Annotated in this window: 14 protein-coding genes; 2 read left to right on the top strand and 12 right to left on the bottom strand. The window is 41.9% G+C overall.

All coding sequences use genetic code 11. The features are described 5' to 3' along the window. Window positions 1–82: 82 nt before the first annotated feature. Together ACZ41C_RS10320 and ruvB are read right to left on the bottom strand one after the other, a co-directional pair. Entirely contained in the window at window positions 83–2,941 is a 2,859-nt protein-coding gene (locus ACZ41C_RS10320; RefSeq protein WP_464561208.1) for a hybrid sensor histidine kinase/response regulator transcription factor, read from the bottom strand. Window positions 2,942–2,995: 54 nt separating this feature from the next. Further along, window positions 2,996–4,018 carry a Holliday junction branch migration DNA helicase RuvB gene (gene ruvB / locus ACZ41C_RS10315; RefSeq protein WP_138258772.1) on the bottom strand — a complete coding sequence of 341 codons (1,023 nt, stop codon included), beginning with the start codon at window positions 4,016–4,018 and terminating at the stop codon, window positions 2,996–2,998. A 95-nt stretch (window positions 4,019–4,113) separates the two neighbouring features. On the opposite strand from ruvB, the gene ACZ41C_RS10310 reads away from it, so the two are divergent. Beyond that, window positions 4,114–6,378 (top strand): acyl-CoA dehydrogenase family protein, encoded by a 2,265-nt coding sequence (locus ACZ41C_RS10310; RefSeq protein WP_464561205.1) that lies wholly within the window; start codon window positions 4,114–4,116, stop codon window positions 6,376–6,378. Here ACZ41C_RS10310 and ACZ41C_RS10305 read toward each other — a convergent pair. The 9 genes from ACZ41C_RS10305 to ACZ41C_RS10265 form a co-directional block, all read right to left on the bottom strand. Beyond that, window positions 6,375–7,202 (bottom strand): GIN domain-containing protein, encoded by an 828-nt coding sequence (locus ACZ41C_RS10305; protein ID WP_464561203.1) that lies wholly within the window; start codon window positions 7,200–7,202, stop codon window positions 6,375–6,377. The genes ACZ41C_RS10310 and ACZ41C_RS10305 overlap by 4 nt on opposite strands. 225 nt (window positions 7,203–7,427) lie before the next feature. After that, a complete protein-coding gene (locus ACZ41C_RS10300; protein WP_464561201.1) occupies window positions 7,428–9,260 on the bottom strand; it encodes a cytochrome c oxidase subunit I in 1,833 nt (610 codons plus the stop codon). A gap of 39 nt (window positions 9,261–9,299) precedes the next feature. Continuing rightward, window positions 9,300–10,361 carry a cytochrome c oxidase subunit II gene (locus tag ACZ41C_RS10295; RefSeq protein ID WP_464561199.1) on the bottom strand — a complete coding sequence of 354 codons (1,062 nt, stop codon included), beginning with the start codon at window positions 10,359–10,361 and terminating at the stop codon, window positions 9,300–9,302. Between the two features lie 31 nt (window positions 10,362–10,392). Beyond that, window positions 10,393–11,724 (bottom strand): quinol:cytochrome C oxidoreductase, encoded by a 1,332-nt coding sequence (locus ACZ41C_RS10290; protein ID WP_464565746.1) that lies wholly within the window; start codon window positions 11,722–11,724, stop codon window positions 10,393–10,395. 15 nt (window positions 11,725–11,739) lie between these two features. Then, on the bottom strand, window positions 11,740–12,300 hold the full coding sequence (locus ACZ41C_RS10285; RefSeq protein ID WP_272636273.1) for a c-type cytochrome: 561 nt from the start codon (window positions 12,298–12,300) through the stop codon (window positions 11,740–11,742). Window positions 12,301–12,302: 2 nt separating this feature from the next. Beyond that, on the bottom strand, window positions 12,303–12,833 hold the full coding sequence (locus ACZ41C_RS10280) for a DUF3341 domain-containing protein (RefSeq protein WP_138258778.1): 531 nt from the start codon (window positions 12,831–12,833) through the stop codon (window positions 12,303–12,305). 3 nt (window positions 12,834–12,836) lie between these two features. Continuing rightward, entirely contained in the window at window positions 12,837–14,585 is a 1,749-nt protein-coding gene (gene nrfD / locus ACZ41C_RS10275) for an NrfD/PsrC family molybdoenzyme membrane anchor subunit (protein WP_464561197.1), read from the bottom strand. Between the two features lie 31 nt (window positions 14,586–14,616). Continuing rightward, complete coding sequence (locus tag ACZ41C_RS10270) at window positions 14,617–17,730, bottom strand: TAT-variant-translocated molybdopterin oxidoreductase (RefSeq protein ID WP_464561195.1); 3,114 nt, start codon at window positions 17,728–17,730, stop codon at window positions 14,617–14,619. Between the two features lie 32 nt (window positions 17,731–17,762). Next, entirely contained in the window at window positions 17,763–19,145 is a 1,383-nt protein-coding gene (locus ACZ41C_RS10265; protein WP_138258781.1) for a cytochrome c3 family protein, read from the bottom strand. 231 nt (window positions 19,146–19,376) lie between these two features. Between ACZ41C_RS10265 and ACZ41C_RS10260 the strand changes: the two genes are divergently transcribed. Then, window positions 19,377–19,748 (top strand): SPOR domain-containing protein, encoded by a 372-nt coding sequence (locus ACZ41C_RS10260; protein WP_138258782.1) that lies wholly within the window; start codon window positions 19,377–19,379, stop codon window positions 19,746–19,748. A gap of 43 nt (window positions 19,749–19,791) precedes the next feature. Here ACZ41C_RS10260 and infB read toward each other — a convergent pair whose 3' ends face one another. After that, entirely contained in the window at window positions 19,792–22,473 is a 2,682-nt protein-coding gene (gene infB / locus ACZ41C_RS10255) for a translation initiation factor IF-2 (RefSeq protein ID WP_464561192.1), read from the bottom strand. Window positions 22,474–22,509: the final 36 nt, after the last annotated feature.

Here is a 22,509-nt window from a genome sequence, read left to right as displayed (position 1 = left end):
TGTGTTTGACAAAAATGTCGCATATCTTAACAGATTTGTCTCACCTAAATAAAAACATTGATTATCAATAGCTTAAAAACCTCTAATTTCTAATGACAGTCACTTCGCTTGGAGAGATTCCAAACTTTTCCTTAAAGCTCTTGGCAAAATATGAGAGATTGGAAAAACCAACACTATACGCAACTTCAGAAACATTACCAGTACAATTCTGTAAAAGTTTAAATGCGCTATTCAAACGAATTTCGGATATAAGCTGATTGGCAGATTTATTTGTTAACGCCTTTAATTTGCGATGTAGTTGGGCACGACTAAAACCCACAGAGCTGGCAAGTAGCTCTACGGAAAAAGAACAATCTTCCAGGTGTTCGTTGATGACCTTAAAAACCTTTTTAAGAAATTCATCCTCCATTGAATTTAAGGAAAGGTCGTCCACCAGGAGACCATCTAACTCCTTCACCTTTATCCAAAGCTTTTCTCTTAAACCTATTAGATTTTTGATACGTACCAAAAGCTCATCGGAAGCGAAAGGTTTGGTTAAATAGGCATCGGCACCCTGATAAAGTCCTTGCATCTTATTGTCCTGGCCGGCCTTGGCGGTCAGTAATATAATGGGGATATGACTCGTCTTGCTATTCGTCTTTAACGTGTCACATAAGGCAAATCCGTCCTTTTTGGGCATCATGACGTCACTAATGATAATATCCGGTATTTCAGTCGTAGCAATCCTCTCACCTTCCTCCCCATCCTTAGCAAGTAAAATTTCATATTGTCCCTCTAAAATGCAGCCCACATAACTTCTTAAATCTTCATTATCTTCTACGATCAATGCAATTGGCAAATCCCTTTTGGACCTATTACTTCCTTTTTCACTAAGCGTGGTAAATGTTTCAAAATACCCTTCTTCAGTATCTGTTGGTGCTTGGGCCTCAACTATCATGGCTGATTTGGGGAGACCTTCCAAAGTAATGGGTATTTTTAAGTAAAATGCGGTGCCTTTCCCTAAGGAGCTTTCTACCTTTATTTCTCCCTGATGCAATTCGACCAACTCCTTTGTCAATGCAAGCCCGATTCCAGAACCATTACGTTCAGAGCCTTCCACTCTATAAAACCGATCAAAAACATTGCCAATATCTTCTTTTGAGATTCCATTACCAGTATCTGAAACAGAAAAGTCAAGATTGCCGTTATTAAAATCAACATTGACGGTAACCTTTCCTCCTTGGCTGGTATACTTGAATGCATTGGATAACAGATTGTTGACTATTTTCTCCAACCTATCAGCATCGAAATAGCCAATTTCCGAATCTGAGCTGAACGTTACCTCATAGAAAATACCGGCACGTTCCGCGGTGCTTTCAAATGAATAGACCATCAATTTTAAAAATGGTATAATATCATTTTTAGTTAGGGAAAGTATTGTCTTCCCACTCTCCAATTTGGAAAGTTCCAATAGTTCATCGACCAAGGATTGCAAACGGGAGGAATTTCTTTGCACAATATTAAATTCCGTTTCACTTAAGGTCACACCTTGTACCCCATTGTCCTTTTGCACTCTTTTGGCATTCTCTAGGGGCCCCTGAATCAAAGTTAGCGGCGTTCTGAACTCATGACTAATATTGGTAAAAAATCGAGTCTTTAGCTCATCTAAATCCTTCATACGAAGAATCTCAGAACGCGATTTTTCCGCTTCCACTCTTTCATTTTCATTTCGCTTGGCTATAGTTTGACGCCTATACGCAATACCGAAGGAATATATAATAATTTGTAAAAAAATACCCGTGGAATAAGGGTCAAGTCTAAATGGGGGATTCATCAAGTCCATTGACCAAAGTGTTCCTATTACGAGAGCAATACTGGCGACAATAGAACCAATTCCAAAATATCTGGCGAATGCATCATTCTTAAGCGCAATAACAATTGACACTATCAAGCTAGCAACGGCATAAACATTTAGAAAAACATAATGAAAACCTACCCCGGTGAAGGATGTTTGGGGTTCTAATAATAGAACGTAAACAGTTGTTAAAAGTATCTCCACCAAGATGAACAATGCTAGGCCTAGCATCACTCTGTCCAATATTGGAAATTTGATTTTGGAATCTATAAACGCCCTACCAAAAAACCAAAATGAATAAAAAATTCCATTTGCTATTAGTAACCATGTTATGTAGCGAAACTTAGCCAAACCACCAATGATAAAACCTACGGTCATAGCCTGGGTTAGGGTACAAAAAACCAACCAGATACAGAACCAAAGAAAAATAGGTTCCCTCAAATAGATGTACTGCAAAAAATGATAAAGCAATATAATGAACGTAACACCAAATAAAAAAATATTGAAACTACTGTGGTACTGGTTAAACTGATGGTAATAGGGTTGATCAGGGCTTCTAGCAGTCAAATTGAAATAGGCCGGATATCCCATAGCATTGCCTTTAACCTTGATTATCACTTCTACAACCTTATTGACGGGCAGTGAATCTAAGGTAATCGCATTCATAATCCAATTACCCTTATATGTCTTTTCTTTCTTTGGATATTCGACTCCCGTTTTTTGATGGAATATAAATTCCTTGTCTACATACCCATAGACGTCAACGGTTCCATTACTTTTAGTCCATGCCGGTGGACCGATCATTTTATCTTCAAAATGCAAGGTCCAGCCAATTAATGGTTCTTTTGTTTTTAAGCTGAGTTTTCCCCAATAGGTGGTTCCAACCTCTAGATATCGGGGCAATTCATCTCCTTGGAGAAAAGAGAGGGTGGTATCGGCAACAATCTTTTTGGGTGTAAAAACATCATTGATATCCGGATACACCTTTAGAACGTGATCGAGGGAATGGACCGGATATAATGTGTCCAGCACATAGACGTTTTCTTGTGAAAAGATTAATCCTGAATTGATAAGGCAAAGAAAAAGGGTATACTGAAAGAAACGCATCTATTGCAAACCGATTAATTAGGTCTGTAACAAGATAAAAAGAAAAACGAAACTTCAGAATAAACCAGGCTGTATACCCCCTTTTATCCTTCCCAAGTGCTTGTAGGCCAACTCGGTCACCTCCCGACCCCTAGGCGTGCGCATTATAAAACCTTGTTGGATTAAAAAAGGTTCGTAGACCTCTTCAATGGTTTCTGCACTTTCCGATACGGCCGTGGCCAACGTGGTTATTCCTACCGGGCCTCCCTTAAATTTATCAATGATGGTGGTCAATATTTTATTGTCCATCTCGTCCAAACCATTGGCATCTACATTTAAGGCCTTTAGACCGAATTTGGAAATTTCGATGTCTATTTTACCGTTGCCCTTTATCTGTGCAAAATCTCGAACCCTCCTCAATAAGGCATTACATATTCTAGGGGTTCCCCTACTTCTTCCCGCTATTTCTATGGCCGCCTCATTGGTGATTGGAACTTTTAAAATATCCGCACTTCTTTGAACAATGGTAGAAAGCAATTCCGTATCGTAATACTGTAACCGACTTTGAATACCGAACCTGGCCCTCATGGGAGCGGTCAAGAGTCCCGATCGGGTCGTTGCGCCAATTAAGGTAAACGGGTTCAGGTTTATCTGGACCGAACGGGCATTGGGGCCCGTTTCTATCATGATATCGATTTTGTAATCCTCCATCGCGGAATAGAGATACTCCTCCACAATGGGACTCAACCTATGGATCTCATCAATAAAAAGTACGTCCCGTTCATCCAAATTGGTCAAGAGTCCCGCTAAATCACCTGGCTTGTCCAACACGGGACCAGAGGTTATCTTGATACCAACGCCCAATTCATTGGCCAAAATATTCGCGAGGGTGGTTTTACCCAATCCGGGAGGACCATGAAAAAGTGTATGGTCCAAGGCTTCCCCCCTTCGATTGGCCGCCTCCACAAAAACCTTTAAGTTTTCCAAGACCTGCTCCTGACCCGTAAAGTCATCAAAACTTACGGGGCGCAAAGCCCTCTCTATATCTAGTTCGGCATCGGAAAAACCGTTTTTGGACGGGTCTAGGTATTCATTCATACACCAACAAAGATAGGCAAACACTTGTTAATTTTTTTTGAACCACTGTTTTCTTTATTCATAGAATTTCAGGGAGAAATTTGTATTTTCAAAAAATGGAAAAGAAAATTTACACCCCGGGAATCCTTCAATACATTCCCTTTTTTTATGTTATTTGGTCCGATGACCTCGTATCCGCTTCCGAGGTAAACGTTGTGGAAAGAGCTATCGAAAAGGATGAGAGCCTATCGGATATGGAAAAGGTTCTTTTGAACTCTTGGTTACAGGTTAAAAACCCTCCTAAGAATGAGGAATTCAAAAATTGGAAACAGACCATCTCCAATTCGGGCATCAAATTACTGGAAGGGGAAACCTATCCATTGACAACCTTCAGTCAAAAAGTAGTCTGTCATTATCACGAAACCTGCCCCTTTAACGAGCATCTAAAAAATATTGAAGTCAACTTGGGCATCCAGCCCAATCACTACAATCATTTGTTTGAGGTGGAAGTTGAACACATCGCCAGTGCCAATACGTATGTAGCCGAAGAACTTTCTGTCATCCTTAAGGGTAAACATGCCCGTGTCATTGACCGGTTTCAAGAATTCATTCAACATTCCCTCTTCGATTGGGACGTTCATCGACAAAAAGAAGATTTTAGGGAGGTAGTTCTGGAGCAAGTGAAGTTTTTGGCAGAAAACGGATATGGCGCCATGGCGTATCCATGTGCATACGGAGGTACGGGCGACATGGAAGGGTATGCAACTATTTTTGAAAACCTAATGTACGTGGATGGTAGTTTGACTATAAAATTTGGGGTTCAATTCGGACTTTTTGGAGGAAGTATCCAAAAACTGGGCACAAAATATCATCACGACACGTATCTAACCGATGCCGGAAAGGCAACCCTCTTGGGATGTTTTGCAATGACGGAAACGGGACATGGCTCCAATGTTAGGGGCATCAAAACCACGGCAACCTATAGAAAGGAAGATGACAGCCTAATTATTCACACTCCTGGTGAGAACGACAACAAAGAATACATAGGCAACGCTCTGCATTCCAAGATTGCCTCTGTTTTTGCACAACTCATTGTTGATGGCAAAAATGAAGGGGTACATGCCATTCTTGTCCCACTAAGAAATGAAAAGCATGAACTGCTCCCGGGAATCCGGATAGAGGACAACGGTTACAAGTTGGGTTTGAACGGGGTAGACAATGGAAAGATATGGTTCAACCAAGTGAAAGTGCCCAGAAAAAATTTGCTCAACAAGTACGGTAGCATTACAGACGATGGTGCCTATTATTCGGAAATCGATAATCCAAACAAACGCTTTTTTACCATGTTGGGAACATTGGTGGGAGGTCGCATCTGTGTGGCGCGTGCCGGTCTGGGCGGGGCCAAAATGGCATTGACAATCGCCGTTAAACATGCCCTAAAGAGAAGGCAGTTCAATGACAGCATCAAAATACAGGAAGACCTGTTGATGGACTATCCTACCCATCAATTACGTTTGACTCCCTTGGTTGCCAGTGCCTATGTTTATCATGCCACCTTAGATAAAATGATGGAGATTTATTGCGATGAGAATCAGCCGGACAAACGCAAGGTGGAAACCCAAGTAGCCGGACTCAAATCCATTATTACCTGGTATGCCAACAATACCATCCAGGAGTGTAGGGAAGCCTGTGGTGGGAAGGGGTACCTTTTGGAAAACCGTATTGCCGACCTCAAAGGCGATGTGGACATCTTTACCACCTTTGAAGGGGACAACAACGTGCTCTTGCAACTGGCGGCCAAGGGAGTCCTCTCAGATTTTAAATCGGAATTCAACAGTGCAGGGTTCTCTTCCGTTTTAAAATTGTTGAGCCAGCAATTATCGGATAAATTGGCCACGGTAAATCCCATTTACTCCAATAAGGTGGATACAGAACATTTATACAACCCCAAATTCCACAAGCACGCCTTTGATTATAGAACCCGCAGATTGACGTATACCTTGGCGATGCGCATTAGGGATTACATTAAAAAGGGAGTGCCGTCCTATCAAGCATTTCTTAAGGTCCAAACGCATTTATTGGCGTTGGGAAAAGCCTATAGCATTGAATTGGCTTATAATACCTACTTCCAATTCACAGAGAACATTCAAAATGAAAAACATAGGGCCCTATTTCAAAAACTGGGTACGTTATTCGCTCTTTACGAAATAAGAAAGGATGCCTCTTGGTATTTGGAACAAGGTTACATTGGCGGCACAAAATCAAAGGCCATACGACAGCGTGTGGAGCGCCTGTGTACGGAACTTAGGCCACATATACATGTACTTGTGGACGGTTTTGGCATTCCGGACAATTGTTTGACAGCACCTATTGCCAATTAATTATTTTCCTTGTCGAGTTGTGAAGTATCTAGAAAATCCAAAATGGTAATCTTGGGATTTCCGTACAGACTTGTTTTGGAGGAACCTCTTGATGACAATTGAAAATCCTCCAAAACATTCACTCGGGCATCGGGGGAGTCTTCCAGGATCACGATAGCCTGTTTCGCCTCCAATTGCTCTCCTTTTAGGGTGCTTTTTCCGTATAATTTGACCATAAAAAGATCCGTGGCACCCTCCAACTTTGCCGATGCATTTTCATACATGAACAGATTATTTGTAGCTCCCGCCGAATATACTCTTACATCGATACGGTCCTTGAGGTTCATTACAAGGGAATCACTGGCCACATTAAAGTCGCCAGAACTAATACCCTCCATATGTATGTTGATAATATCGGCCGTGGCATTAAGTTCCAAACGGGATGTTTCCCTTGTTAGGACGTCCAAGCGATCGCCCGAGATAACATCCTCCATACTTATTTCACCATTGTTCATGGTGATTTTATTCAGTTCTGTGAAATTAACGGTTATATCAAGCTTTCTTTTTGAAGTGATATTATAAAACGAAGAAATGAACAAGGTACTATCCTCCACTTTGAACTTTAGGACATCGACCAAATTATCATCCAGTTCCAACGAATAACCCTCATTGGAGGACTTTTTCAGGTATACTTTCAAATCATCATCCAGTTGTATTGCATTAAAAGCGGGAAGGCTTTCCCTAACCTCGACCACATTCCTATTTCCCTTTATTTTTGGTTTCCTTTGACCATAAGCCTGAATCCCAAATACTAGGGCAAAAACTATAAACAATAACTTTTTCATCTGTTTTTCTTTTATGTACCTTTTAAACGTCCGACGAAATTCGCCTATAATCATCTCAGCAGGTATTAAGCATGGTTTAGATTCATTTCAAGATATTAGAATACATAATACTAAGCACTTTGCTACATAAAGATATTATAAATTAGCAAGTAGCAAACCCAAAACGTTTAAAGCAAAAAAAATGCCCGACTCTAGTCAGGCATTTTATATTAGATGGTCGTTGAGTTAATGATTTAATTCTTCTTCGTCTTCCCTTAGCGGGATATGCTGTGGGACGAAATCCTGTCCAGGTATTATATATTCTCCATTAACATCCACTTTACTATAATCATAGGCCCAACGATGTACCTCAGGGATTGCACCATCCCAATTTCCATGAATATGTTTTATTTCAGTAGTCCACTCCAAAGTATTTGAACTCCAAGGATTTTTAGGGCCTATCTTACCATAGAACATACTGTAAATGAAATTGTAAACAAATATCAACTGAGCTGCCCCGGCAATTAAAGCAAAGACAGTCATCAAAACCTGTACATCCGCTAATTCATCAAACATTGGAAAAGCTGTATTTTCATAATACCTCCTTGGAACACCGGCCATACCGACAAAGTGCATTGGGAAGAAAACACCGTAAGCACAGATTGCGGTTATCCAAAAATGTACATAACCCAAATTCTTGTTAAGCATCCTACCCTCAAACATCTTAGGGAACCAATGATAGATACCAGCAAATAAACCATACAATGCAGAAATACCCATTACCAAATGAAAGTGTGCCACAACAAAATAGGTGTCGTGCACATTAATGTCCAACGTACTGTCTCCCAATATGATTCCCGTTAAACCTCCAGTAATAAAGGTAGACACTAAGCCAATAGAAAACAGCATCGCCGGATTCATTTGCAAGTTGCCCTTCCATAATGTTGTTATGTAGTTAAATGCCTTTACTGCAGATGGTATGGCAATTAATAAGGTAGTGAAGGTAAACACGGAACCTAAGAATGGGTTCATACCTGAAATAAACATATGGTGACCCCATACTATGGTTGAAAGGAATGCAATTGCCAGAATAGAAGCAACCATAGCCCTATAACCAAATATCGGCTTACGTGCATTTGTAGACATCACTTCTGAAGTAATACCCAAGGCAGGTAATAATACAATATATACCTCAGGGTGACCTAGGAACCAGAATAGATGTTCGTACAACACAGGGGAGCCTCCCTGATAATGTAACACCTCGCCTTGAATGAAGATATCCGACAGAAAGAACGATGTTCCAAAACTTCTATCCATTATAAGCAATAGTGCTGCGGATAGTAAAACCGGGAACGAGATTACACCGATTATTGCGGTTACAAAGAATGCCCAAATTGTTAATGGCAACCTGGTCATGGTCATTCCTTTGGTACGCAAATTCAGAACCGTTACAATATAGTTCAAGGAACCCAATAGCGAAGAGGCAATAAATATGGCCATAGAAACTAACCAAAGGGTCATACCCATCCCAGAACCGGGTTGCGCCATTGGAAGTGCGCTCAAAGGTGGGTAGATTGTCCATCCAGCTGCTGCCGGTCCTGCCTCAACAAAAAGGGAAAGAACCATTATAACAGAGGAGACAAAAAACAACCAAAAGGAAACCATGTTCAAAAAGCCAGAAGCCATATCCCTGGCACCAATTTGAAGTGGAATCAATAAATTACTAAAAGTACCACTTAGACCTGCCGTCAACACAAAGAACACCATAATCGTTCCGTGCATAGTAACCAAAGCTAGATAAATATCAGCATCCATAACCCCACCTGGTGCCCATTTACCCAATAATGCCTCAAAGAAGACATTAGATTCACCTGGCCAGGCCAATTGCATCCTGAACAAAAGTGACATAGCGATACCTATAAAACCCATGATAAGCACCCCAGTAATGAAGTACTGTTTTGCTATCATTTTGTGATCTTGGCTAAATATATATTTAGTTATAAATGTTTCTTTGTGATGATGATGCCCATGATCATCATGAGCATGATCATCTACGTGTAAATGTGCTGTTGCTGACATAATCGAACTTTTTCTTTTATAGTATAGACAATTTTTTCTTTATTCTGCGCTGGCCATTACAGTATTCTTAAATGTCTGCTGGCTCGCCATCCAAGCATTGTATTCCTCTTCAGTTTCTACAATGATTTTCATCTGCATGTTATAATGAGATTTACCACAAATTTTGTTACATAACAAAATGTAATCAAACTCCCATGGATCAATTACCTCTCCGGTTTCAGTAGATTTCTCTGCCCTAAATTGATTGGTTCGCTTTACCTTCTCCACAATATCCGGATTTTGCCTCATTTGCTCGGTAGTGTAAACCGGTGTAAACGAAAACTCCGTAATCATTCCAGGAACACAGTTCATCTGAGCCCTAAAATGCGGCATGTACGCGGAATGAAGCACGTCCTGTGACCTCATTTTAAAATTTACCTTTCTGCCGACTGGCAAATGAAGTTCCTTGACAATAACATCGTCACTTGCATAGGGATCTGATTCATCCAATCCTAGAACATTCGCCTTGTCAATATCGATCATTCGAACATTGGCGCTTCCTAGTGTATTATCAGCTCCTCCATACCTCGCTGTCCAATTGAACTGTTGCGCATAAAGCTCAACGATTAATGGATCGTCCTCATCATTTATATCTGTAATGTTGGTCCAAGTATAAAGACCGTATAGAATCAAACCAGCGAGTACGATTACGGGAATAATAGTCCAGATAAACTCCAAACGGTTATTATCGGCATAAAACAACGCCCTCTTACCCTTCTCTCCACGATATTTAAAAGCAAAATAATGCAAAAGCGCCTGCGTGATTATCTGAACGATAAAGATAATTACCATGGATATCAACATCAACGTGTCATAATCGGACCCATGTTCCGAAGCGGCCTCAGGCAAAAGTACCTTACCATACTTTGCAAAGCTAAAAATGGTAATGCCATAAATAAAGACGAGAAAAGCGAACATAAGATATCCGTTGTTCTTGTTATCCTTGTCATTGGCAACCTCTGAATTATCTGTTCTAAGCTGTGACAACTCAAATATCTTGGTCATTTGCCAAATGGCAATTGCCACGAGAACTAAAACAGCTAAAGTCAATAATGTAGTCATTGTATGTATTGATATTATACTTTAAAACTCACTAATAATGAAAGTGTCTACTTTCTTCAATAAACGGATTTCGCTTCGGTTGTAAGGGTACGGTTGAAAGCGCCCTAAACACCCAGAAAATGAACAATCCAGCAAAAAACAATATAGCCCCAATTTCTGGAATACCAATAAACCACTGATCTCCCACGGTAGACGGCATGATGGCATTAAAGATGTCCATATAATGTCCGGCCAAAATAACAATACCCGCCATTACAACGAACCAATTGATACGTTTATAATCACTATTCATTAAAAGTAATAATGGGAACACGAAATTCATTGCTACCATACCAAAGAAAGGTAATTTATAATCCTCGATCCTTGTTACGTAATACGTGACTTCCTCTGGAATATTGGAATACCAAATTAGCATGAACTGGGAAAACCAAAGATAGGTCCAGAAAATACTGATACCGAACATAAATTTAGCCAAATCGTGAATATGACTATCGTTTACATCGGGTAGGTATCCTTTGGATTTTAAGTAGATAGTAACCATGGCTATTACGGTAATACCCGAGACGAACATACTTGCAAATATGTACCAACCGAACAAGGTACTGAACCAATGTGGTTCAACACTCATAATCCAATCCCAAGACATAATGGATTCCGAAATAAGGTAGAAAACCAAAAATGCAGCGGAAATCCTAAAATTCATTTTAAAGTTTGAGTTATCATTGGATTCATCCTGTTTCAAGGACAATTTTCTAGAATATTCCCGGTAGGCAATCCAACCACCTAAAAAGATAGCCGCCCTAATTAAAAAGAAGGTAGGATTCAAATAACCTGATTTCCCTTGCAACAATTCATCATGGGCAACCACATCTGCGTCCATCCAAATAAACAGGTGGTTCATGTGAAGTACGGACAGCACCAAAATTACGAATACGATAATACCGCCAGGAACCAAATAAGCTGTGATTCCCTCCATAACCCTAAAAAGCAAAGGGGACCAACCTGCCTGTGCCGCTCTTTGTATCGCATAAAAGGCTAACACGCCCAAGGCAATCATCATAAAGAAAAAGGCCGCTACGTACAAGGCCGCCCAAGGCCTATTTTTAAGCTGATCTAATAAATGCTCATCATGTGAGGCACTATGGTCACCTTCATGACTCGCTGCAGCAGCATGGGAATTTTCCGAGTCGTGCGAAGCAGCGGCTTCATGTCCACCCCCATGTCCATCATCGTGGGCGGCAACCATGGCCTTTGCTTCCTCAACGGTACCAGGAGCCATAACAAAACCACCAATAATTCCTAATAACCCTACGGCCATTAATATGATGGAACCTAATTTTAGTCTATTCGAAAACGTATACATAGTATTGTTCACCTATTATTTGGTTAAATCTTGTTTCAGCTTCATTACATACTCGGCTACCTGCCACATTTCTGTCGTGTTCATTTGGGATGCGTACGATCCCATTGAATTCAAACCATAAATCTGAACATGATATGCCGTACCAACAGTAATGTTTCTTGCCGGATCATCATAGCTGGGCACACCAAGTATTTTTTCCCTTTTTACCAAAGTCCCTTGACCATCGCCTTTATCACCATGACATATTGCGCAGTAAATGGTATACATTTCCGCTCCCGCAGCCAAATTGGCGTCCTTGGCCAAAGAATCCAATGGACTGGAATTTAACCTCGCAAGCTCCTTGCCTTCTGGGGAATTCTCAAATTCATAAGGCAACCAACCCCTGTTGATGGTATTTGCAGGTGGAACCATTGCCTCTTGGTTTGAAGGCAAAATATCCACCTCACTGTAAGCTTCATAACCTACCGGTTCATACATGTTTGGCATGTACTGGTAATTTGGTTTACGCTTATCCTGACAAGCGGCAATAACTACCAATAAACATCCTATGACCGTAATTCTTAGAAAACTGTTCATATTCAATGACTGTTTTTTTCTGATATATTAATTTCTACCGCACCAGTACCCGCAAGCAAATCCTTCAACTCCTGTTCGTTCCCATGAATTTCAATTTCCATAACAAAATGGTCATCGGTAGTTCTTACATCGGGATTTTCAGCTTTCTTGAAAGGCCATAACCTACTGCGCAGATAAAAGGTAATTACCATCAAGTGCGCAGCAAAGAAGACCGTAAGCTCAAACATGATGGGCACAAAAGCCGGCATGTTCTCTATATAACTAAAGCTTGGTTTTCCACCAATATCCTGTGGCCAATCCTTGATCATAATAAAGTTCATCATTACGATGGCAACGGTCAGACCCACACAGCCATATAAAAAGGAAGTAATGGCTATTCTGGTAGGTGCCAATCCCATCGCCTTATCAAGACCATGCACCGGAAAGGGGCAGTAGACCTCTTCAATGTGATGTTTGGCAGCCTTAACCTTTTTGACAGCATGCATTAGCACATCATCATCATTGTAAAATGCTTGTATAACTTTAGATGCCATAGCCTACTTTTTGTTATTTAAAATTTTTGCTTGTCCGGCCCAATCATCACGCTGCGCCCTTCCAGGGAAGGAACCAGTAATCGAGTCCAACAAATCATACTCCCTTTCAGTCATTCTTGCCACCTGGGCAAAGGTATAGATACCGATTTCGTTTAAAGTCGCCTCCATCTGAGGTCCTATTCCCTTGACCTTTTTAAGGTCATCTGGAGATTCTTTGGTAGCATCAAAGGTTCCAATGCTGCTTAATAGCTCGTTTACCCCAACTTTGTCGCCCTTGGTTGGCTCAACTTCGCCCATTACCACATCCTGGGTGACAACGGGCTCTTCCTTAACAATAACCCTGTCCGTTGAGATTTGATAAAGCGGCTGACCGGCATCCCTTAGTTTCTTATATTTCTCACCAGATGATTTAAGTATCGACTTAACTTCCGCTTGTGCTATAACCGGGAAGGTTCTCGAGTACAATAAAAAGAGTACAAAGAAGAATCCTATTGTTCCGATAAAAATTCCAATATCCACGAATGTTGGAGAGAACATAGTCCAGGAGGATGGAAGATAGTCCCTATGCAAGGAGGTAACGATAATCACGAAACGCTCGAACCACATACCAATATTTACGACAATGGAAATAAAGAAGGAGAACATTATACTTGTTCTTAACTTCTTGAACCACATGAATTGAGGTGAGAACACGTTACAGGTCATCATGGCCCAATAAGCCCACCAATAAGGTCCGGTAGCCCTGTTCAAGAAGGCATATTGTTCATATTCCACTCCAGAATACCATGCCATGAACAACTCGGTAATATAGGCACAACCAACGATTGACCCTGTAATCATGATTACGATGTTCATTAGCTCGATATGCTGTACCGTTATATAGGCCTCCAAGCTACAAACCTTCCTCATGATAATCAATAAAGTGTTTACCATGGCAAACCCGGAGAAAATCGCCCCTGCAACAAAGTATGGAGGGAAGATGGTCGTATGCCAACCAGGTATTACTGATGTAGCAAAGTCAAACGATACGATGGTATGTACCGAAAGTACCAAGGGTGTTGCAAGACCTGCCAAAACCAAGGAAACTTCCTCAAAACGCTGCCAATCCTTTGCACGACCGCTCCAACCGAAACTTAATAAGCTATATATTTTTTTCTGAAAGGGTAAAATGGCCCTATCGCGTAACATGGCAAAATCCGGCAACAAACCTGTCCACCAAAACACCAAGGAAACGGATAGATACGTCGAAATCGCAAATACGTCCCAAAGAAGCGGCGAATTGAAGTTTACCCACAAGGACCCGAACTGGTTTGGAATTGGCAATACCCAATAGGCCAACCAGGGTCTACCCATGTGGATAATTGGAAAAAGACCAGCCTGGATAACGGAGAAAATGGTCATGGCCTCCGCCGAACGGTTGATAGCCATTCTCCATTTTTGACGGAATAATAACAGTACCGCAGAAATCAAGGTTCCTGCATGACCGATACCTACCCACCATACAAAGTTTGTAATATCCCAAGCCCAGTTAACTGTCTTGTTCAATCCCCAGGTTCCGATACCTGTTGATATGGTATAAATAATACAACCTACTCCCCAAAGAAATGCCACCAAGGCAATGGAAAAAACAATCCACCAATGCTTATTGGCCCTTCCCTCTACAGGAGCTGCAATATCCACGGTTACATCATGGTATCCTTTGTCTCCAAGTACTAAGGGTTTTCGTATAGGTGCTTCGTAATGCGACGCCATAGACTTCTATTATAATTACTTTCTAGTATTGTTATGCTTCGTTGGTATTTCTAACTTTTACGTGATAGAAAACGTTTGGTTTTGTCCCAACATGCTCCAATAAATGGTACATACGGTTACTTTCCTTTAGTTCTGCCACTTTACTGCTCTCGTCGTTTATGTCACCAAATACCATAGCTCCATTATCACAGGCGGCGGAACAAGCAGTTTGGAACTCTCCATCCTGGATTGTTCTTCCTTCACGCTTGGCATCCAAAATTGTTTTTTGTGTCTTTTGAATACACATAGAACATTTTTCAATGACCCCTCTTGAACGAACATTTACATCTGGATTCAATACCATTTTACCCAAATCATTGTTCATGTGGAAATCGAACTCATCATTGTTGTTATACAAGAACCAGTTGAACCTTCTCACCTTATATGGACAGTTGTTGGCACAATATCTGGTACCTACACATCTATTATAGACCATTTGGTTCTGACCCTGTCTACCATGTGACGTAGCCGCAACAGGGCAAACCGTTTCACAAGGAGCATGGTTACAATGCTGACACATAACCGGCTGGAAGGCTACCTGAGGATTATCCGATGGATCTTCCATTTCACCAAAACCTCCTAGGGAACCATTGTCACCCCAAAGTCCATCCAATTCCTCCTTTTTAGTATTGTCCGCCTCAAAAGAATCTTCTGAAGAATAATATCTGTCGATACGCAACCAGTGCATATCCCTAGAAACCCTCACCTCTTTCTTACCTACTACAGGCACGTTATTCTCGGCGTGACACGCAATCACACAAGCCCCACATCCCGTACAGGCATTCAGATCGATGGACAGATTGAAATGATGTCCAATGGAACGATCAAAACTTTCCCAAAGATCGACGGAAGTTGCAGGAACCTCCTGATGGTTCAAAGAAACCTGGGGAACGTGATTCCACTCCGCATGGTCCTTTGTATTGAATATTTCTAAAGTAGTCTCCTTGATAATATCGCCCCTACCCATTAAGGTTTTATGCAGCTGGACACATGCGAACTCATGGTTACCACCAGTCTTTTCTACTGTCACCACCTGATTTGCATTGAATCCTTGGTACAGTTTGAAAGCATTGACACCGGTTTGCATCTCTTCTTTCATTCCTACGGTCTTACCGTAACCAAAAGAGAGACCCACAGATCCTTTTGCTTGACCGGGCTGAACGACAACGGGCACATTTTGAATTGTAACACCGTTGACGGTTAGGTTGACATAATCGCCATCCATACCGCCATTGGCAACATTCACATTCTTAACTCCTAAGGATTCTGCGTCCGCTTTTGAAATAGTGACATAGTTATCCCAGGAAACTCTTGTGATTGGATCCGGAAATTCTTGCAACCATGGATTGCTTGCCTGCTGCCCATCACCCATACCTACTTTTGAGTACAATGTTAGTTCCATACCGCCACTAGTGGCATTGGCCAAACTTCGCACAGCAGAGGCAATAGGCACTGCACTAGTTTCGATTTCTGTTTCTTCTTCAACCGCAACCAGTTCACCTTCAATATCTATTGCAGTGGCTTGAGCGACAAACACCCCATCCTGCAATGCTTGGTTCCAACTTGAACCGTTAAGGATATTGGCACTCCATGTATCCTTAATGTAGTCGTAGTAAGAACTTTCACTCCCCATCCAAGTCAATAAGGCTGACTGGAACTGTTTTGTATCGAACAACTCCTTGATGGTGGGTTGCATTAAACTGTAATGTCCTTTTTTGAACTGGGCATCTCCCCAGGACTCCAAATAGTGGTTGGAAGCCGCTGTGTATTGAACCGCTTCCGCAGTCTCGTTCCAATTGGTAGTAAACAAAACTGAAAGATCTGTTTTCTCAAGACCTTCTTTAAAGTCGGCCGCATTAGGCAGGGAATACATTGGGTTTACACCATCCATAATCAAAGCCCCAACCCTACCGGATTTCATATCGGAAATCAAACTTTCCAATTGTTTAACGCTTCCTTTCCTAATGTATCTAGGAGCTGATGGGTCAAATGCTTTACTTGCCAACATTTTGTTTATCGCCAAAACAACGGACTGTGCATTTACATCATCCAAACCGGTCAAGACAACTGCATTGGAACCCGCTTTCTTAACCTCGGCAGCAATTTGGTCCACAATGGCATCGTACTCAGACGTATTTCCTCCTACTGAGGTTCCATTTAATTTACCATATAATTTTGCCAGAACGACCTTTTGCGCCGTTGGCGTCAAAGGAAATCTTTTATCAGCATTTGCACCCGTTAGGGACATATTCGCCTCCAACTGTACATGTCTGGACATTTTTCCATTTTTTGGAACACGTCCTTTGGAATATCCAGAACTATATCCTCCTCCTTGCCAATCCGCTAGAAAATCAGCAGAAAAGGAAATGATCAAATCCGCCTTTTCAAAATCATAATCCGCCAAAGCGCGCTCACCATAAGCCTGCTCAAAGGCCGTTAGTGCAGCATCCTCTGAAATAGCATCATAGGATACGTGCTCCACATTTTCATTAGCGGTCATCAAGTCCATAATCAAACGATCCGTTGAAGGACTTGCATACGTCTGCGTAAGCAAAACAACCTTTTTCGAAGAACCCTTAAGACTATTCATTTTTGCGGTTACCGCTGAGTTCAAGGCATCCCATTCAATTGGCTCTCCATTGGCCATAGGACCTTGTAGTCGCGTGCTATCGTACAAAGAAAGTACCGAAGCTTGAACCCTAGCATTAGCGCCACCGCCTACTTTGGCCAAGGTGTTGTTCTCCACTTTAATTGGGCGACCTTCACGGGTCTTGATAAGTACGCTGGCAAAATCAAATCCATTTGCTATGGTGGTGGCATAGTAATTAGCAACGCCGGGAACAATGTTCTCTGGTTGAACCACATAGGGAATGGACTTTATAACGGGCCCCTCACAAGCGGCCAAGGAAGCCGCGGCGGTACTGAAACCAATATATTTTAGGAAATCCCTTCTATTGGTACTTGTTGACGACAAATTTTGTTTATCACCCAAAAAGTCATCCGCAGGAATCTGTTCCACAAATTCATTCTGTCTTAGTGCCTCAACAATGGAATCGTTAGGGTTTAACTCCGCTTCGCTTTTCCAATATTTTTTGTTTGATGCCATACGTAATATCTGTAATTAGCTTCTTATATAAATTAATAGTGACACTTTCCACATTCCAAACCACCCATTTGGGCCGCTGTCAAATTCTCAACACCATATTTCTTGGAAAGCTCTGCGTGAATTTTTTCGTAATACTCGTTACCCTCGACTTTAACGTTTGTCTCGCGGTGACAATTGATACACCATCCCATGGTCAAAGGAGAGTATTGATACATTATCTCCATTTCCTCAACCGGACCATGACATGTCTGACACTCGACACCGGCTACGGAAACATGCTGGGAATGGTTAAAATAGGCGAAATCAGGCAAATTGTGGATTCGGACCCATTCCACAGGCTGTGATTCACCCGTATACTTTTGGTTTTCCTCGTCCCAACCTACAGCCTTATACAACTTCTTGATTTCTTTGGTGTAAAACTCATTGGTATAACCGTTCGCCAAATCCTCAGCCGAAGGCCCCTCAGGATTACCCTTGTACTCGTAAATGGATTTATGACAGTTCATACAGACATTCAAGGAAGGAATTCCGGAGTGTTTGGATACCCTTGCTGACGAGTGACAGTATTTACACTCGATTTTATTATCGCCCGCGTGTATTTTATGGGAATAATGAATGGGCTGGATGGGAGCATATCCCTGATCGACACCGATCTGCATCATCCATCCGTACGCAAAATAAGCACTACCTAACAGTAGAAAAATTACGGTTACCAGTACCAAGAACTGGTTTTGCGCAAAGGCCTTCCAAATTGGAACCCTCTTTTCAGCCCTTTCCTTTTCTATGGAAATTCCATTCGCCTCGGCTATTCTTCGCAAGGTGTTATTTACCAAAAACAACATTACGACCAATAAAGCGAAAACGAGGGCCAAAGCACCTAAAATCATTTCATTGGAAATGCCCCCGGAAGCAGCACCCGCCGTAACCGCAGCAGCTTCTCCGGCAGCCGGGGCTGTAGGAGCCGGTGGCGGAGCAGCGGTATACGCCAATATATTGTCGATATCCTCGTTGGTCAAGGTAGGAAAAGCGGTCATAGCCGCTTGATTGTATTCGTTGTAAATCCTTACCGCATAAGCATCCCCGGACTTAATCACCCCTGGACTATTTTTTATCCAGGCGTACAACCATTCCCTATCCAACCCCTCTTCTTCGGCCAAACGGCTTTCGACGTTTGCCAGGGCAGGGCCAGTCATCTTGCGATTCAATGCGTGGCAAGCCGCACAATTTTGATTGAACAAAGCCTTACCGGCAGCCGGATCACCATCGGTCGAAGCAGCCTCTGTTGACTCTACAGAAACATCAGCAGACTCCGCAGCAGCGTCTTGCGCCGATAAAGAAACTGAAAAAAGTAGGCTAACTACTAAACTAAAAACAAAGACTTTAGAAAATTGATTGCGGTACGGTACCTTTTTCATACATAGAATATTTCAATCGGAATCTTGGCACGATTTTAGCCCGCATTTTAACGACAAACGGTAAAAAAAATGCCTTAATCGATGGCAAAAATACGACATAGACTTTATTTGGTAAAAGGTTAATGTCTTTATACCTTATAATTTATAATTATTCTAAATAGTTAAAAATGCTAACCCTTTATTCCTTAAAAATTTACATTTGCAAAGGGAACTAAAACATCCCATTTTTAGATGAAAAATGTCATTTACATAGCGTTCACCTTACTTTTTGCAACCTTTGCGAACGCCCAGGAAGGTACTATCTCCATTGATCAGGATGTTCAAATAACACAATTGTTGGAGCTTTACAAGAAAACCTTGGACAAGAACGATTATTACAGGATTCAAGTTGGTTTTGTAAGCAATAACGAAAAGGCCCAAGAGATTAAAAGCAATGTGGAAATCGACTTCCCAGATCTACCCTCACAAATTGATTTCGACTCACCTACATACAGAATTCGAGTTGGTAAATTTAAATCTAAATTGGAGGCTGAGCGCAAATTCAACGAGGTGCGGAAAAAATACCCCAATGCCATGCTCTTAAAACCAAAAAAATCGACCTAAAAGGCCGATTTTTTATTTTATTATTCAATCAATCCGTATCGCTTTATTTCAACTTCTTTTTAACGGCTACCTCTTGGAAGGCTTCCACGATATCATCTACGTTGATGTCATTGTAGTTCTTGATTTGGAGACCACAATCATACCCTTTGGAAACTTCCTTGACATCATCCTTGAAGCGCTTCAAGGATGCCAGTTCACCCGTGTAAATTACTACACCGTCCCTAATTAGGCGAATATTGGAATTCCTAAATATTTTTCCACTTGTTACCATACAGCCTGCAATGGTGCCAATTTTGGATATTTTAAAGGTCTCCCTGATTTCGGCAGTACCGGTAATCTCCTCTTTCATTTCCGGGGAAAGCATGCCTTCCATCGCATCTTTCAAATCATTTATGGCGTCGTAAATAATGGAATACATCCTGATGTCTATCTCCTCATTTTCGGCCATGGCCTTGGCATTGCCCATCGGCCTAACATTAAATCCTATGATGATAGCATCCGAGGCGGAGGCCAATAAAACATCGGACTCCGTAATAGGCCCAACAGCTTTGTAGATAATGTTCACCTGGATCTCATCGGTAGACAGTTTCTGGAACGAATCAGTCAAAGCTTCAACGGAACCATCCACATCACCTTTAAGTATAATGTTCAATTCCTTGAATTCGCCCAAGGCTATACGTCTTCCAATTTCATCCAATGTGATATGACGTTGTGTCCTAACAGATTGCTCCCGCTGTAATTGGGACCTTCTGGCCGCAATCTGCTTGGCCTCACGCTCATCTTGTAGGACATGGAACTTATCCCCTGCTTGTGGCGCACCATCCAAACCTAAGATGGATATAGGCTGCGATGGGCCGACCTTGGTAACGCTCTTTCCTCGCTCGTCCTGCATGGCCTTTACCTTTCCACTGGTTGTTCCGGCCAATACATAATCCCCAATATTCAAGGAACCAGCCTGCACCAAGATTGTCGATACATATCCTTTTCCTTTGTCCAAAAACGCCTCTACTACCGTACCAGAAGCCAATTTGTTGGGATTGGCCTTTAATTCCAATAATTCGGCCTCCAATAATACCTTTTCCAAAAGCTCCTGAACACCCTGCCCTGTCTTGGCTGAAATGTCATGTGACTGAATTTTACCGCCCCAATCTTCCACCAATAAATTCATCTGGGCAAGTCCTTCCTTAATTTTATCGGGATTTGCCGTTGGCTTATCGACCTTATTGATAGCAAATACAATAGGCACACCTGCAGCTTGCGCATGACTTATGGCCTCTTTAGTTTGCGGCATAATATCATCATCCGCGGCAATTACAATAATTGCAATGTCCGTCACCTGAGCACCCCTTGCACGCATCGCCGTAAAAGCTTCGTGACCCGGTGTATCTAAAAATGAAATTTTTTGACCATTGTCCAAGGTGACAGCATAGGCCCCAATATGTTGGGTAATACCTCCGCTTTCACCAGCAATTACATTCTCTTCCCTAATGTAGTCAAGCAAAGATGTCTTACCATGGTCCACATGTCCCATTACCGTAACAATAGGTGCCCTAGGCTCCAAATCCTCGGGAGCATCCGCTTCCTCAACTATACTCTCCTCAATATCCGCCGTTACGAATTCTACCTCATAGCCGAACTCTTCCGCAACAATCGAAAGTGTTTCCGCATCCAATCGCTGGTTCATAGTAACCATGATACCCAATGACATACAGGCCGAAATAATCTCTGTAGTGGAAACGTCCATCATCGTTGCAACCTCACTGGCGGTAACAAATTCGGTAACCTTAAGGATTTTACTTTCCAGTTCTTGTTGCTCCAGGTCTTTTTCCGTTTGCTGACGGTGCTGATCTCTCTTATCCCTTCTATACTTGGCACCTTTGCCTTTTTTGGATTTTCCTTGCAGTTTCTCCAAGGTCTCACGCACCTGCTTTTGAACATCTTCCTCAGTAGGCTCTACCTTGGAAGCCGCAAAGCGTCTATTGCCCTTGCGGTCGTTGGAATTACCACCCTTAGATTGACCGGGACCCGATGTATTTTTACTTACAATACGCTTTCTACGCTTCTTACGGTCTGAACTGTCCGAACTACTTTTCTCTTCCTTCTTCTTTTTCGGCTTCTGGAATTTGGAAAGGTCTATTTTATCGCCCGTAATTTTTGGTCCGGATAACTTCTTGTACTGGGTCTCCAAGGTTTCGGGCTCATCTGATTTAATTTCAGGCGCTACCTCCTTCGGCTTGTCAGCTACAGGTGTTTCGGCTTGCGGTTTTATTTCTTCCTTCTTTTCTTCGGATACCTTTTCCGGTTCCTGTACCTTTTCTTCCTCCTTTGGTTTAGGAGGCTCTTCCTTTTTCTTAGGGTTCAGGTCGATTTTACCAACCGTTTTGGGTCCGGCAAGCTCCACTTTTCCCGTAAGTCTATTTTCTTCTTGGGCAGCATTTCTTTTTTCACGTGCCAATCTTCGTTCTTCCTGCTCCTGCTCCAATTGGACCCGTATGGCTTCCTTCTCCTTTCGCTTTTCCTCCCCTACCTCTTTTGAAGCAACTTTCTTGCTCTTATCGGTCTGGAACTCGTCCAATAGCACTTGATATACCTCATCGGAGATTTTTGTAGTCGGCCTTGCGTCCACATCATGTCCTTTGCTGTTCAAGTAATCTACCGCCCTGTCCAAGGAAATATTAAGCTCTCGAAGAACTTTATTAAGTCTTATTTTTGGATTATCTGCCATAAATACTGATTCCCGTTCTTTTATTTATCCGCTAAT

The organism is Maribacter sp. C-4077 (genome assembly GCF_055378385.1).
This window is presented reverse-complemented; position numbering and strand designations above follow the sequence as displayed.